The organism is Humibacter ginsenosidimutans (assembly GCF_007859675.1).
In the GTDB taxonomy this organism is placed as follows: Bacteria; Actinomycetota; Actinomycetes; order Actinomycetales; family Microbacteriaceae; genus Humibacter; species Humibacter ginsenosidimutans.
In genome coordinates this window covers 1119330-1133189 of sequence record NZ_CP042305.1, presented here as the reverse complement: position 1 = coordinate 1133189, position 13860 = coordinate 1119330, and the positions used below count along the sequence as shown (strand labels likewise).

General features: G+C 68.4%; 14 protein-coding genes, 1 other RNA gene and 1 pseudogene. 7 read left to right on the top strand and 9 right to left on the bottom strand.

The features are described 5' to 3' along the window. Positions 1–36 precede the first annotated feature (36 nt). A complete protein-coding gene (locus FPZ11_RS05430) occupies positions 37–864 on the bottom strand; it encodes a class I SAM-dependent methyltransferase (protein WP_168203740.1) in 828 nt (275 codons plus the stop codon). A 72-nt stretch (positions 865–936) separates the two neighbouring features. Here FPZ11_RS05430 and FPZ11_RS05425 point away from each other — a divergent pair, with 72 nt between their 5' ends. The 5 genes and pseudogenes from FPZ11_RS05425 to FPZ11_RS05405 all read left to right on the top strand — a co-directional run bounded on the left by FPZ11_RS05425 (position 937) and on the right by FPZ11_RS05405 (position 5111). Continuing rightward, a complete protein-coding gene (locus tag FPZ11_RS05425) occupies positions 937–1611 on the top strand; it encodes a TetR/AcrR family transcriptional regulator C-terminal domain-containing protein (protein WP_146319022.1) in 675 nt (224 codons plus the stop codon). A 46-nt stretch (positions 1612–1657) separates the two neighbouring features. Then, a pseudogene (gene ftsE, locus FPZ11_RS05420) lies at positions 1658–2883 on the top strand (cell division ATP-binding protein FtsE). Beyond that, a complete protein-coding gene (ftsX, locus tag FPZ11_RS05415; RefSeq protein WP_146319020.1) occupies positions 2880–3794 on the top strand; it encodes a permease-like cell division protein FtsX in 915 nt (304 codons plus the stop codon). The pseudogene ftsE and the gene ftsX overlap by 4 nt, the downstream one beginning before the upstream one ends. Before the next feature lie 238 nt (positions 3795–4032). Then, on the top strand, positions 4033–4509 hold the full coding sequence (gene smpB / locus FPZ11_RS05410; RefSeq protein ID WP_146319018.1) for an SsrA-binding protein SmpB: 477 nt from the start codon (positions 4033–4035) through the stop codon (positions 4507–4509). A 107-nt stretch (positions 4510–4616) separates the two neighbouring features. Further along, positions 4617–5111, top strand: a complete 495-nt coding sequence (locus tag FPZ11_RS05405; RefSeq protein ID WP_146319016.1) for a peptidoglycan-binding domain-containing protein — start codon at positions 4617–4619, stop codon at positions 5109–5111. A gap of 21 nt (positions 5112–5132) precedes the next feature. Here FPZ11_RS05405 and FPZ11_RS05400 read toward each other — a convergent pair whose 3' ends face one another. Further along, on the bottom strand, positions 5133–5681 hold the full coding sequence (locus FPZ11_RS05400; protein ID WP_146319014.1) for a DUF2017 family protein: 549 nt from the start codon (positions 5679–5681) through the stop codon (positions 5133–5135). After that, complete coding sequence (gene clpS, locus FPZ11_RS05395; RefSeq protein ID WP_437438639.1) at positions 5678–5962, bottom strand: ATP-dependent Clp protease adapter ClpS; 285 nt, start codon at positions 5960–5962, stop codon at positions 5678–5680. Before clpS ends, FPZ11_RS05400 begins: the two co-directional genes overlap by 4 nt. 151 nt (positions 5963–6113) lie before the next feature. Between clpS and ssrA the strand changes: the two genes are divergently transcribed. Further along, positions 6114–6509, top strand: a transfer-messenger RNA (tmRNA) gene (gene ssrA, locus FPZ11_RS05390). Between the two features lie 491 nt (positions 6510–7000). On the opposite strand, the gene FPZ11_RS05385 is transcribed toward ssrA, so the two are convergent. From FPZ11_RS05385 to FPZ11_RS05375, 3 genes are all read right to left on the bottom strand, one after another. Continuing rightward, positions 7001–7414, bottom strand: a complete 414-nt coding sequence (locus FPZ11_RS05385; RefSeq protein ID WP_146319010.1) for a pyridoxamine 5'-phosphate oxidase family protein — start codon at positions 7412–7414, stop codon at positions 7001–7003. A gap of 64 nt (positions 7415–7478) precedes the next feature. Next, on the bottom strand, positions 7479–9644 hold the full coding sequence (locus tag FPZ11_RS05380) for a heavy metal translocating P-type ATPase (protein ID WP_146322718.1): 2166 nt from the start codon (positions 9642–9644) through the stop codon (positions 7479–7481). Positions 9645–9714: 70 nt separating this feature from the next. Continuing rightward, positions 9715–9924, bottom strand: coding sequence for a heavy-metal-associated domain-containing protein (locus tag FPZ11_RS05375; protein WP_146319009.1), 210 nt, complete (start codon positions 9922–9924; stop codon positions 9715–9717). Between the two features lie 229 nt (positions 9925–10153). On the opposite strand from FPZ11_RS05375, the gene FPZ11_RS05370 reads away from it, so the two are divergent. Continuing rightward, the gene (locus FPZ11_RS05370) at positions 10154–11611 is read left to right on the top strand and encodes a phytoene desaturase family protein (RefSeq protein WP_246846545.1); all 1458 of its coding nucleotides are present in this window, start codon (positions 10154–10156) and stop codon (positions 11609–11611) included. 49 nt (positions 11612–11660) lie between these two features. Here the strand turns inward: FPZ11_RS05370 and FPZ11_RS05365 are convergent, their stop codons facing one another. From FPZ11_RS05365 to FPZ11_RS05355, 3 genes are all read right to left on the bottom strand, one after another. Beyond that, positions 11661–12047: a TraR/DksA family transcriptional regulator gene (locus tag FPZ11_RS05365; RefSeq protein ID WP_246846544.1), complete on the bottom strand. Its 387-nt coding sequence runs from the start codon at positions 12045–12047 to the stop codon at positions 11661–11663. A gap of 15 nt (positions 12048–12062) precedes the next feature. Beyond that, the gene (locus tag FPZ11_RS05360) at positions 12063–13328 is read right to left on the bottom strand and encodes an Nramp family divalent metal transporter (RefSeq protein ID WP_146319005.1); all 1266 of its coding nucleotides are present in this window, start codon (positions 13326–13328) and stop codon (positions 12063–12065) included. A gap of 154 nt (positions 13329–13482) precedes the next feature. Continuing rightward, positions 13483–13860: an SHOCT domain-containing protein gene (locus FPZ11_RS05355; RefSeq protein ID WP_146319003.1), complete on the bottom strand. Its 378-nt coding sequence runs from the start codon at positions 13858–13860 to the stop codon at positions 13483–13485.

The window sequence follows — 13860 nt, the reverse complement described above, 5'->3', positions numbered from 1 at the left end:
GGGTCGGGTGTGGGCGACTCAGCGTGTGGGCTGGGATCAGAGTGGCCGACTGCTGTCCTCGAGATCTGCTGCGACGACCATCGGCGCGATGCCGGGCAGCAGCCGTGTGATCGTCGGGTAGCAGCGTCCCCAGAAGAACCCACGCCCGGCGGGGGCGGGGACGCGCCGCCAGTGCCGAATGCCCACTCGGTGCAGGAGTGTGCGAAGGCCGGAGGGTCCCGCGCCCCACGGCTGAGCGGGAAGGCGATATCCGCTCGCCGAGCGATGGCCCTTGGTGGTGGTGACCGCCCACGACGGGATCGTGTCGAAGATCAGCCGGCCACCGGGGAATGCCGAGACCAAGCCGCCCAGAAGGTGTTCGACCTCACGTTCCGGGAAGTACATGAGGAGCCCCTGAGCGATGATCAGCACGCGGGGGTCGCCGCGGACCTGGGTCATCCAGCTGAAATCCCAGGCGGACCCAGGCACGAGGATGTTCCGAGGGTCACGTGGGAGCAGGCGGCGACGCGCGTCGATCATCTCGGGGACATCCACGCTGATCCAGCGCCCCGCTCCGTCACCCGCGCGCCACAGTTGGGTCTCCAAGCCCTCTCCGAGCGAGACGACGGTGGCGCCCGGATTGGTGCGGAGGAAGTCGGCGATCTCGGCGTCGTACTGTCGTGCGCGCACCGCGTGCGCTTGGTCGGGCGCGCCGAAGCGCTCGCGAAACGGGAAAGTGAGCTCGTCCATGAGGGCGGTCGCCAGAGGGTCGTGCAGCAGGCCGTCGGCGCGGGACGCCTCGCATGCCCGGTTGTACAGGGTGATGAGAGCTGTCTCGGGAACTCCTCCGATCCCCACTGATGGAGCGGACGCGCTGTCGGTCATTCCAGAGCCTCTTTCGATAAACTTACAATGTAAGGTAGCACCGCGCCACAAGGAGACAGAAGGGGTGTTGCGGTGACGAGACGTTCCCCAGGGGTGAGCGCGGGGCTGAGTCGTGATGGCATCCTCGCCGCGGCGCTCGCCATCGCGGATGCCGAAGGCCTTCGCCGGCTCACGATGCGCCGGCTGGCTGACAGTCTGGGTGTCGAGCCCATGAGCATCTACGGACATGTGCCTGACAAGACCGCCCTCTTGGACGGATTGGTCGAGGCCGTCCTGTCGCTCGCGGCCGATCTCGACCTTGCGGACGACGCGCCGTGGCAGGAAGGGGTGCGAGGCTTCGCAGAGGGGCTTCGGGACGCCGTGCGGGCGCATCCGGGCGTGCACAGCTTGTTGCTGACGACTCAGGGGGAGACCGAACGCAACCTTGCAGCCGTGGAGAAGGCGCTCGAAACCCTCGGGCGAGCCGGATTCACCCTGCCACTGGCCGTGTCGTTGCTGCGCACGGTCACGGAGTTCACGGTTGCGCACGCGATCAGCGACTCGGCGACGGACGGCGGCGGTCACCGGCCCGAGTCGGCGATGGCAGAGCATCCGCTCGCGAGCGCGGCCACAGCGACAGACTCGTTCGACGCCTTCACGATCGGATTGACGGCGATCCTGGTCGGTTTCGACGCTTTGCGACGCGGTGTCGGCGGTGCAGCGGCTCCCCAGGAGCCGGCCCCCCGAGCGGCTCAAGCGCTCGGGTGAGTCGCTCGGCGGCATCGCCGTGCCGTGTGTTTAGGCTGGGCGGGTCATGATCCGATTCGACCACGTCAGCAAGAGCTACAAGGGAACCCCCCGCCCGGCCCTCGACGACATCACGACCGAGATTCTCCGTGGAGAGTTCGTGTTCGTGGTGGGTGCGTCCGGATCCGGAAAGTCGACGTTCCTCCGCCTCGTCCTGCGCGAAGAGAAGGTGACCCGCGGCAAGCTCCACGTGCTCGGGCAGAACCTCAGCAACATCTCCAATCGCAAGGTCCCTTACTTCCGCCGCAACGTCGGCGTCGTCTTCCAAGACTTCCGACTGCTCACGAACAAGACGGTCTTCGACAACGTGGCCTTCACCCTCAAGGTGATCGGCAAGTCGAAGGGCTACATCCACGAGGCCGTGCCCGACGTACTGGCCATGGTGGGCCTCGACGGCAAGGCGCAGCGCTTCCCGCACGAGCTGTCGGGGGTGAGCAGCAGCGCGTCGCGATCGCCCGCGCGGTGGTGAACAAGCCGCAGATCCTGCTCGCCGACGAGCCGACCGGAAACCTCGATCCGGCGACCAGCGCAGGCATCACCGCGGTGCTCGAACGCATCAACGCTGCGGGCACGACGGTGCTGATGGCCACGCACGAGGCGGGCCTCGTCGACCGCATGCAGAAGCGCGTCATCGAGCTCGTCGACGGCAAGCTCATCCGCGACGAGCGGCACGGCGGCTACGGCTTCACCGGTGTCGTCCCGGTGTTGGATGCCCGTGAGCGCGCCGCCGACGCGGCGTCCGTTCCCGAGGAGGTCCTCGTCGATCAGGCGCAGAGTCCGGTCGCGGCGTCACCCGTCCCCGTGACCGCAGGCACGAAGCCGGCGAAGGCGACGCGCTCCGAGCGCAAGGCGAGCAAGAAGGCGTCGAAGACGGCACCCGCGGAGACCGGATCGGTCTCCGCGGTGACGGCTCGCGAGCAGGCCGAGAGCCTTCCGGCGCCGGCGGCCGCCGAGGCTCCGCATCCCGCGGCCACACCCGTCCACGACGTTCGGCCGCCCGAGCCCGCGGAGCCGCTCGATGCACCGGCAGAGCCGGTTCCCGCGATGCGAGTCGCGGCATCCTCCTCAGCATCCGCGGAGAGTGCGGAAGCGGCACAGAACCCCGCGAAGACGGGCGCTCACGACGCGGTGGGCGTCGACGAACTGAGCCTCGCCGAGCGGCTCGGGCTGCGGGCACCGGGCAAGAGCGACCACGACGACGACTCGAACCAGGATGTGGGGCCGGTGTCATGAGATTCGCACTCGTTCTTTCAGAGGCGGGCAGCGGCCTCAAGCGCAACCTCTCGATGGTGATCTCCGTCGTGCTGGTCACCTTCATCTCGCTCACCTTCGTGGGCACGGCCATCCTGATGCAGATGCAGATCGGCCAGATGAAGACGTACTGGTACGACAGGGCCCAGGTGGCGGTGTACATGTGCACGGCCACCGACAACACCGCCACGTGCCAGGGCCAGGATGCGACGGCCGAACAGATCGCGGCAGTCAAGGCCAAGCTGGAGTCGCCGGCTCTTGCGCCCTTCATCGAGAAGTTCTACTTCGAGAACCACCAGCAGGCCTACAACGACTTCAAGCAGCAGTTCAAGGGCAACCCGGTCGCCGACTATGTCACGCCCGAGCTGCTGAACCAGACGTTCTGGATCAAACTCAAGAACCAGAGCCAGTCCGACGTCATCGCGCAGTCATTGAGCGGTGTCGCCGGGGTGCAGGGCGTGACCGACCAGCGAAGTTATCTCGACCAGATCTTCCGCATCCTCAACGCGGCGAGTCTCACGGCCATCGCGATAGCCGTGGTGATGCTGGTGGCCGCGGCCTTGTTGATCGCGACGACCATCAGGCTGTCGGCGTTCTCGCGGCGAAGAGAACTGGGCATCATGCGGCTCGTGGGAGCGTCGAACGGGTTCATCCAGACGCCGTTCGTGCTCGAGGGGGTGCTTGCCGCCCTGATCGGATCGCTGCTGGCGGTCGGAGCGGTGTTCGCCATCGTGCAGTTCTTCGTGCTCGGCTACCTGGCCAAGAACACGTTGGCCACCTCGTTCGTCGGTCTCGACAACGCCTGGATCGTGGCTCCGATCCTCATCGTGGTGGGTGTCGCACTGGCCGCGCTCGCGTCCAATGTCGCGATCCGCAGGTACCTCCGGGTCTGACGCCCCACGGCTTCCACCGCCGAGGGTGTGCCTTTCAGCTGCCGAGGATGTGCCGTTCTTGTCCTGGGGGTGTGCCGTTCTGCCGGCGAGGGTGGGGGTTCCTCCACATGATGCCGTCACATCGGCGGCCGGGGTCGTGGATGCCCGACCCGCCGGGTATGCTGGTGGGCTGCCGTGTCCGCCGGACGTGGCATCCTGATGCGCGCACACCGCGTGCCGACACGACGAGGAGAGCGCGATGCCCAGGGAACGTGGTCAGAAGGTCGTGGCGACCAACCGCCGCGCCCGCCACGACTACCTGATCGAGGACACGTACGAGGCCGGCCTCGTGCTCACCGGCACCGAGGTGAAGTCGCTGCGTGAGGGGCGCGCGTCGCTGGTCGACGGCTACGCGTTCGTCGACGGGGGAGAGGCGTGGCTCGACGCCGTCTACATTCCCGAGTATCTCGACGGCACGTGGAACAATCACGCGCCGCGGCGCAAGCGCAAACTGCTGCTGCACAAGCAGCAGATCGTGAAGATCGCGAACAAGATCAAAGACGGTGGCTACACGCTGATCCCGCTACAGCTCTACTTCTCCGACGGCCGTGCCAAGGTCGAGATCGGCGTCGCGAAGGGCAAGCGCGAATACGACAAGCGGCAGGCGCTGCGCGAACGCCAGGACAAGCGCGAGGCCGAGCGCGCCATGGCGAACAAGAACCATCTGGGCGAGTAGCTGTCTTCGTCATGCCGGTGCGAATCCGAGTGTGACGCACCCTGTCGTCACGGCACGTCACGGCGTAGCGTGAACGCCGACGGCATCCAATCGGGGGAGGGATCGTCATGTCCAATCCGGGTCAGCCCACCATTCAGCAAGGCGCGACGGGGGACGCCGTTCGGCGTCTGCAGAGGGCGCTGCGACGCACGCCGAACCTGTCGATCGTGGTCGACGGCATCTTCGGCCCCGCCACGCGGCACGCCGTCGTGGAGTTCCAGACCGACGAAGCGCTGACACCCGACGGCATCGTCGGACCGCTGACGTGGGCCAAGCTTCCCGACGGCGGCGCGATGCCCGTGCTTCAGCAGGGATCGCACGGCGCGGTGGTCACGAGTCTGCAGACCGTCCTCACGAACGGCGCGAACGAGTGGGGCGGGGTGGGGCCGCAGGGGATCGATGGGATTTTCGGACCCCACACGAAGGCATCCGTCGAGGCATTTCAGCACTGGGGTCACGTGACGGTCGACGGGATCGTCGGGGAGCAGAGCTGGGACGTCTCGCTGCACGCAGCGGGCGCCACTCTGGAGTCCGCCGTCGGGCTCGACTACGTCGTGAACTGAAGCGGCCACGCACGGCAGTGCTCAGTGCGAGGCGTCCAACTGTCCGTAGAGCGCCTGCACGAGCGACTCCTGCACGGCCCCCAGCCATTGGTAGTGCTGTCGATCGGCCCTGAACTCCTGACCGGGATGCCCGGGGTCGTCGTCGCGCTCGATGCCGAGACGCTCCGCGAGCAGCAGCCGCAGGTCGGTGAGGTTGCGCAGAAACACCTGGGCCAACTCCTCATCGAGCGGGATGACGTGCCTGGCGTGTCTGCGGCGGGGTCGCGTCTCGTCGTTGCCGGCGGCGAGCAGAGCGGCGAGCATCCTGCGCGCGGCGTCCGCCTTGGCATCGGCGAGATCCTCGCGGGTGAGGGCGCTGAACTCCGCGGCCGCCTCGCGGTCGTCGGGGTAGGCGTCCGGAAACAGTCGCCGCAGCGCGTCGGCGGATGTCTCGTCGCCGTCCGCACTCTCGTGCAGCGTCGCGAGCAGGTCGGCCTCGAGTCGCGCCAGCCGCTCCAGCTCGGCGTCGTCGAGCCGCATGGAGATCGCCCAGACGCGGTCGGCGTCGCTGCCCGGTCGGCTCGCGCTCACTCGTCGACCTTGACGACGGTGGCGGAGAGCCCGTACGAGTGCATGGCAGCGGCGTGCTGCTCCATGAGCTCACGCGTGCCGGTGGCGACCACGGCCCTACCCTCCTTGTGCACCTGGAGCATGAGCTTCGTCGCCTTCGTCTCGCTGAAGCCGAAATAGCTGCGGAACACGTAGACCACGTACGACATGAGGTTGACGGGGTCGTTCCAGACGACGGCACGCCACGGAGTGTCGAGGCTGTGCCTGGGCGTCAGATCGAGCTCGGTGTCGGTGCGCCGGATCGTCTCCGGAGCAGAGGGTGCGGATACCACGTCTCCAGGTTCGCATATCCGGGCATGACATGTCGGCGGTCGGTGTTGTAGTCTGTAAGACCGCCCGAAGGGCGGATGTTCCTTCCAGAACTCAACAGTGTGTGACAGTGGCCCGCCTCATGGGGATGATCGGTTTCGACATCGTCTGCGAGAGTACGAGAAGCGGGTCGAGGACGCAGGGTTATCTCGTTAACGATCCTTGCAAAACAATAAGTGCCAATTCCAACAGCACTGTCTCCGCTAAGGCCCAGGTCGCTCTCGCGGCCTGATCGCTCCTAGCCACTCAATGAGACCGTCAGCCCGGGGACTTCTCTCTACCCGGTGTCTGGCGTCAGCGAGAGAGATTGCTTCTACGCATCGTCAGGGGGCGTAGAGGGACTCTTACCGTGACTGGGTTCGTCGGATCAGCTGCCAGCGGCAAGTTCCGGAACCGAGCAAAGCGCATTCACTGGATACGCCCGTAGAAGGCGTATGACCACAGCGATGGACGGGGGTTCAATTCCCCCCATCTCCACATCGAGCGAAAGACGAGAGCGGGCGTGCCTGCTTTCGGAGCGAGCGAGGGCTGAACCGCGTAGCGGCGAATGCCATCCGGGTCGCTGTCACACACCGTTGAACATGGGGGAGCTACGCGCGACTCGGGGTCGCATTCGGGAACGGATGGGACCCCGAGTCGCTTTGTGGTCTCTGCGACCGGTTCGAGGCGACGCCAGCCGCCCGACCGGTCCTGTGCTCGCGCCGAGGTGCTGGTCTGAAAGTGACCGCCATGCAGGCCGCCGAAGACGTCCCGGCTGTGAGCGGCGACCTTGCGATCATCATCTCCGGCCCCATGATCAGCCTCGGCGCCACCACGGCGACCGGCTACCAAGACATCTTCGCGGTCTGCGCCGTGCTCACCGTCGCTGCACGCGTCGTCGTCGTCGCAGCGCAACGCGTGTCGCGGAGATCGGCGCAACGGACAGCAGCAACTTGGGCGCCACGGCCGTGGCGCAAGACCCGCGCCTCGGCCTACTCCGCGCGAGGGAAGCGGCGGCCGGTGATCTCGTCGGGGATGATCCGTACGTAATTGTGCTTTTCCCCTGGATGCCAGCCTTTGAAGCGCAGCACGCCAGAACCCTCGATGTCGCTGTCCCGCGCCAGACGCACTGCGCGACCGTGGATGACGACGCTCCACAGATCGGCGGATGCCGAGCCATCCGCCTCGAAGGCCACGTGCGGGTCGTGCAGAATCTCCATGAGCTTCGAGCCCGGAGCGCTTGCGAAGTAGACCGAGCGTTCGTGAACGAGGAAGTTCACCGGAAAGATCTCCACCCGCTCCGCGGCAACCGCGAGTCGGCCGAGACTCTGGGTCTCGAGCAGGTTCCAGCACGCATCAGGGTCGAGTGATTCGATCGGGCTGGGCGAGTCGCCTGCGTTCGGCATGACTTCAGTCTCCACCCTCGACGAGCACGACGTCACGTGCGCCGCTTCCGCCTCGCCGCCTCGTTCACCTGAAGCTCCGCAGCCGCAGGCTGTTGCTCACCACGAACACGCTCGAGAACGCCATCGTGGCACCCGCGATCATCGGTCCGAGCATCCCGAACGCGGCCAGTGGGATCGCCGCCGCGTTGTACGCGAACGCCCAGAACAGGTTGCCCCTGATGATGCGAAGCGTGCGTCGGGACAGCCTGATGGCGTCCGCGACAGCCAGCACGTCGTCCCGCACGAGAGTGAGGTCGGCAGCCTCGATCGCGGCATCCGTCCCGGTGCCCATGGCGATGCCGAGGTCGGCGGCGACGAGGGCGGGAGCGTCGTTGACGCCGTCACCGACCATCGCCACGACGCGGCCTGCGCGTTGCAGGCGCGTGATCTCGTCGACCTTGCCCTGTGGCAGCACTCCAGCCACCACGTCATCGATGCCGACCGCGGTGGCGGCGCTGCGAGCCGCCGCCTCGTTGTCGCCGGTGAGCAGCACGGGTCGGAGACCGAGCGCTCGCAGCCGGCGCACCGCCTCGGCTGCCGTGGGCCGCACGGTGTCGGAGACGACGAGGATGCCCCGCGCCGCCCCGTCCCACCCGACGGCCACCGCCGTCGCACCGGCCAGCTCCGCCGAACGTCGCGCATCCTCCAGCCGCGCGCTGAGCGGCATCGCCCACTCGGCCACGTACGAAGGCCGACCGACGATGACGAGCGTGCCGTCGACGACGCCGTGCACGCCCAGCCCGCCGTCGCTCTGGAACGACGCAACGGTCGGAACCTCGCCGGGTCCAGAAGCCCCTTCGCGGCGAGCTGCCTCCGCGACAGCGCGCGCGATCGGGTGCTCGGAAGCGGCCTCGACGGCGCCCGCGAGCCGCAGCAGAGTCGTCTCATCGGTGCGGTCGGCGGTCAGGTCTGCGAGCATCATGCGGCCCGTCGTGATCGTGCCCGTCTTATCGAGCACGACGGTGTCGACGGCGCGTGTCGACTCGAGCACCTCCGGCCCGCGAATCAGGATGCCGAGCTGTGCCCCGCGGCCGGTGCCGACGAGCAACGCCGTCGGCGTGGCGAGTCCCAGCGCGCACGGGCAGGCGATGATGAGCACCGCGACGGCGGCGGTGAACGCGGAGGTCGCAGGCGGGCCGGCGACGAGCCACCCGATGAGCGTCACGACGGCGATGCCCATCACGATGGGCACGAAGACCGCGCTCACCCGGTCGGCCAGCCGTTGAACGTCGGCCTTGCCGGACTGGGCTCTGGTCACGAGCCGCGCCATCTGCGCCAACTGGGTGTCGGCCCCCACGCGTGTGGCGCGCACCAGGAGACGGCCGCCGACGTTGACGGTGGCGCCGACGACGCCGTCGCCGGGACCGATCTCCACGGGTACGGACTCGCCGGTGACCATCGAGGTGTCCACGGCGCTGCTGCCGTCGACGACCCGGCCGTCGGTGGCGATCTTCTCGCCGGGCCGCACGACGAATTCATCGTCGACCGCCAGCTTCTCGACCGGCATGAGGTGCTCGACCCCGTCGCGCAGCACGGTGACCGACTTCGCACCGAGCTCGAGCAGGGCGTGCAGCGCCGAGGCGGTGCTGCGCTTCGCCCGTGTCTCGAAGTAGCGTCCGGCGAGCACGAACGTGGTGACCACGCACGCGACCTCGAAGTAGAGGTGGCCGGCGGCATCCATGTCGGTCGAGGCGAGCGTGACCCCGGTCGCCGCTGAGCTGATCAGCACGAACATCGACCAGAGATACGCGGCGCTCACGCCGATCGACACGAGCGTGTCCATCGTGGCGGCGCCGTGTCGCGCGTTGATCGCGGCGGCCCGATGGAACGGCCAGGCCGACCACACCACGACGGGCGTGGCGAGCAGTGCGACGGCCCACGTCCAATACCCGAAGTGCAGGGCGGGGACCATCGAGACGACGGCGACCGGGACGGTCAGCACGGTCGCAGCGATGAGCCGGCGCCGAAGGGACGCGAGCTCCGCGTCGGGCGCTGTGCGCCCGGGATTGGAGGGCTCGGGGAGCATCGCCGTGTATCCGGTCTTCTCGACCTCGGCGATCAGCTGCTGCACGTCGTAATCGGCCGGTACGGCGATGGTCGCCGTCTCCGTGGCGAAGTTCACGGTGGCCTGCACGTCGTCGAGCCGGTTCAGGCGTTTCTCGATGCGGGCGGCGCACGAGGCGCACGTCATGCCGCCGATGTCGAGATCGACGGTGGATGCTATGGCCCCCGCGGCGGGAGCGACGCGCTTCACGATCGGCTCACGCGCGCAGCGCGGAGTATCCGGCCTCGTCGACGGCGCGCAGCACGGCCTCGTCCGAGACCGCTCCGTCGCTGTCCACGGCCAGCAGGCCGGTCTGCGCCGAGACGTCGATGCCCGTGACGCCGTCGATCTTCGCGACCTCGTCGGTGACCGCGTGTTCGCAGTGCGAGCAGGACATCCCGGTGACGCGGAACGTGGTCGTGATCATGAAGAGCTCCTCACCTGACGGGCGCCGCGAGCGGTTGCCGCGACATGATCACTATACCCCAGGGGGTACTGCGGAGTCGCCGCGAGCAGTCCGGAAGTGTCTGCCAGAGGCGCACGTCGTGAGCGACGATGCCGTCTGCCGTCGACATCCACAGGTGCCTCGGCCGCCGCGTTACTGTGGAAGCGACAAGCGCGGGTCCACGCCGATGACGGGAGACGCATGCGGGCAGATGGCGAGTTCGACCGTGCGTGACGCCGTGATCGTCGGGTCGGGCCCGAACGGGCTGGCCGCGGCGGTCACCTTGGCCCGCGCCGGGCTCGAGGTGGTCGTGTACGAGGGTGCGGACCGCATCGGCGGCGGATGCTCCTCGGCCGAGCTGACCCTGCCTGGCGTGGTTCACGACGTGTGCTCGGCGGTGCATCCGATGGCTCTGGCCAGTGAGTTCTTCCGTCGATTCGAGCTGGACCGCCGCGTCGAACTGGTCGTTCCCGAGATCTCGTACGGGCATCCTCTCGAGAACGGGCGTGCGGCCATCGCCTACCGTGACCTGGAACGCACTGCGGACCGCCTGGCGGCGGACGGGGAGACGTGGCGACGACTGTTCGGCCCCCTGCTGCGCGACGACGGGCGCGCCCTGCGCGGCATGCTCGACGGGTCTCTGGTGCGGATGCCACGGCATCCGCTCGCGCTCGCCGGCTTCGGTCTGCGAGCGCTGCAGCACGGCACGGCGTTCGCCGATCACGTCTTCGAGACCGACGAGGCGGCGGCGTTGTTGACCGGGGTGTTCGCGCACACGATCCAGCGGATGCCGTCGCTCGGCTCAGCCGCGCCGGGCCTGGCCCTGGCCGCGTTCGCCCATCTCGGAGGTTGGCCGGTGCCCCGCGGCGGGAGCGGCGCGATCACCGCGGCGCTCGCCGACGACCTGCTCGCGCACGGCGGACGCATCGAGACCGGGACGTGGGTGAGGACCCTCGACGATCTCCCGCCCGCCAGGGCGACGATGCTGGATGTCACGCCCCGCGCGTTCGTCGGCCTTGCCGGCGGTCGCCTGACGCGTCCTTCTTCCTACCGTCGGTTCCGCTACGGCAACGCCGCGGCGAAAGCCGACTTCGTGCTGTCGGAGCCGGTGCCGTGGCGCAACGATGAACTGCGCGACGTCGTGACGGTGCACGTCGGCGGCAGCAGGGACGAACAGGTGCGGGCGGAGCGGGAGGTCGCCGCCGGCGGATATGCGGAGCATCCGTACGTGCTCACGGCGCAGCCGACGCTCGTCGATCCCGAGCGCGCCCCCGGCCGCCACGTGCTGTGGGCGTACACGCACGTGCCGGCAGGCTCGGGGGAGGACCCGACCGAGGCCATCGTGTCGCGCATCGAACGGTTCGCCCCTGGATTCCGCGACACCGTCGTCGCGAGCGCGAGCCAGAGTGCCGCACAGCTCGCGGCGCGCAACCCGAACGACGTGGCGGGAGACATCGCCTCCGGCGCGGTGTCGTTCGGCCAGCTCGTCGCGAGACCCACCTTCGGACCCGACCCGTGGCGCACGTCGCTGCGCGGCGTCTACCTCTGCTCGGCGTCGACGGCACCGGGCCCCGGCGTGCACGGGCTCGCAGGCTGGAACGCGGCGCGTCGGGCGCTGCGACACGAATTCGGCATCGCGGCCGAGCCGGATCTCTCGCTCGGCGCGTGAGCACGAGCGTGCTGAGCGCAGGATCCGTGAACGGTCCGTACGGCCGGCGTCAGTGCGACTCGACCGCCTTCGCGCAGTCGATGCACAGCTCGGCATAGGGCCGCGCGCGCAGCCGTGCGACGCCGATCGGCTTGCCGCAGTTCACGCACACCCCGTACGTTCCCGCTTCGATGCGGGAGAGCGCGTGGTCGATCTCGGTGAGCTCGACCTCGAGATCGTCGTGCAGACCGGTCAGCTGCGACCACGTGGCGGCCATCGTCGGGCCTTCCGGATCGTGCTCGTCGTCGGCCTGGCCGCCTGATCGCGCCTCGCGCGCATCGCTGAGCGACGCGTCCACTCGTCCCTGTCTGGCGAGCATCTCCTGCCGACGCGCATTGAGCGCGTCGCGGAACTCGCGTCGCTGGGCGTCCGTCAGGCTTCGTCGCACGGTGGGCACCCGCCGATAGTAGCCCTATGCCTGCCCGATGGCGGTGAGCACGATCAGCGCGCCGTTCAGGGCGATGATCGCCACGACGCACACGATTCCCGCGATTCGCAGACCGAGGCGGTTGGCGAACTGGCCCATCGTCTCCCTGCGAGAAGTGAGCCACACGAGCGGCACGACGGCGAACGGGATGCCGACGCTCAGCACCACCTGGCTCACCACGAGAGACCACGTCGGATCTGCGCCCAACGCCAGCACGATGAGCGCGGGCGCGAGAGTCACCACGCGCCTGAGGAGCATCGGCACTCGCACGTGGAGCAGGCCGGACATCACCGACGCGCCCGCGTAGCACCCCACCGACGTCGAGGCGAGACCGGAGGCGAGCAGCCCGATGCCGAAGACGACACCCGCGACGGGTCCGAGGCTCTGGGTGATCGCGGCGTGGGCGCCCTGGATGCTGTCGGTTCCGGACACCCCCGGCAGGCTCGCCGCCGCGAGCAGCAGCATCGCGATGTTGACCGACCCGGCGACGATGAGGGCGAGGATGACATCCCAGCGGTTGGCGCGCAGCAGGCGGCGCGTCGTCGGCGCGTCGGGGGAGACGCCGTGTCTGTCGAGCGCGAGCGTCGAATGCAGGTAGACGGCGTGCGGCATGACCGTCGCACCGAGCATGCCGGCGGCGAGCACCACCGATCGCGCGCCCTCGAACCGCGGCACGACGCCGGCGGCCGCTGCGCCCCAATCCACCGGGCTCACCACGAGCGAGGAGACGAATCCGATCGTGATCACGGCGAGCAGCCCCATCATGACGAATTCGAAGGTGCGCTGTCCTCGTCGGGACTGCACGGCCAGGATGCCCATCGACACGACGCCCACGATGACGCCGCCGAGCAGCAGGGGGAGCCCGAACAGAATCTGCAGGGCGAGCGCCCCGCCGATGACCTCGGCCAGGTCGGTGGCTGCGGCGATGATCTCGGCCTGCGCCCAGTAGAGCAGGCGGCCGGCTCGGGGCATCCTCTCTCCCAGCAGTTGGGGGAGGCTGCGCCCCGTGACGATGCCGAGCTTCGCGGAGAGGTACTGCACGATCACGGCCATCACGTTGGCTGCGATGAGCACCCAGACCAGCAGGTAGCGGAATTCGGCACCCGCCGTGAGATTCGCTGCGACGTTGCCGGGGTCGACATAGGCGATGGCCGCGACGAACGCCGGGCCGATCAACCAGAGCAGACGGCGCTCGGGAACAGTGCTCGCGTGGATGCCCGTGCCCGAGTCGGTCACGGTCTCTCGCGTCATCGCCCGCCTCTGTCTTCGAGAAAAGTTAGCTTCACCTAACAATACATCTCATGATGACGGAACCCGGTGCGGCAAGCACGGCGCAGACGGCGGCGGGCGGGGACGAGATCATCGATCCCGCCCCGCCCGTCGTGTCGAGGTCGCGCCTGGGTGCTCAGTATCGCCCGGTGAGCGCCTTGTTCTTGATCGCGTCGAACTCGCCCTGCGAGATCGCCCCGGAGTCGAGCAACTCCTTCGCCCGTGCGATGTCACTGGCCGGGTTCGCCGAGGCCCGGGGTCGGTACGAGTCGTCCTCGGGCACGACGCCACGGCGGCGCTGCGCCCTCTCGGCCATTCCCCTGCCACGCGCGATCACGTAGACCAGGGCGGTGAGGAACGGCACGAAGATGAGGAAGATCACCCACACCGCCTTCCACCACCCGTTCAGCGTCGAGTCCGAGAACAGGTCCCACAGGATGTAGAACACGGCCACCAGATAGGCGACGAAGAAGAGGGTGTCGATCAACACCCACATGAGACTCCAGAACGGCAT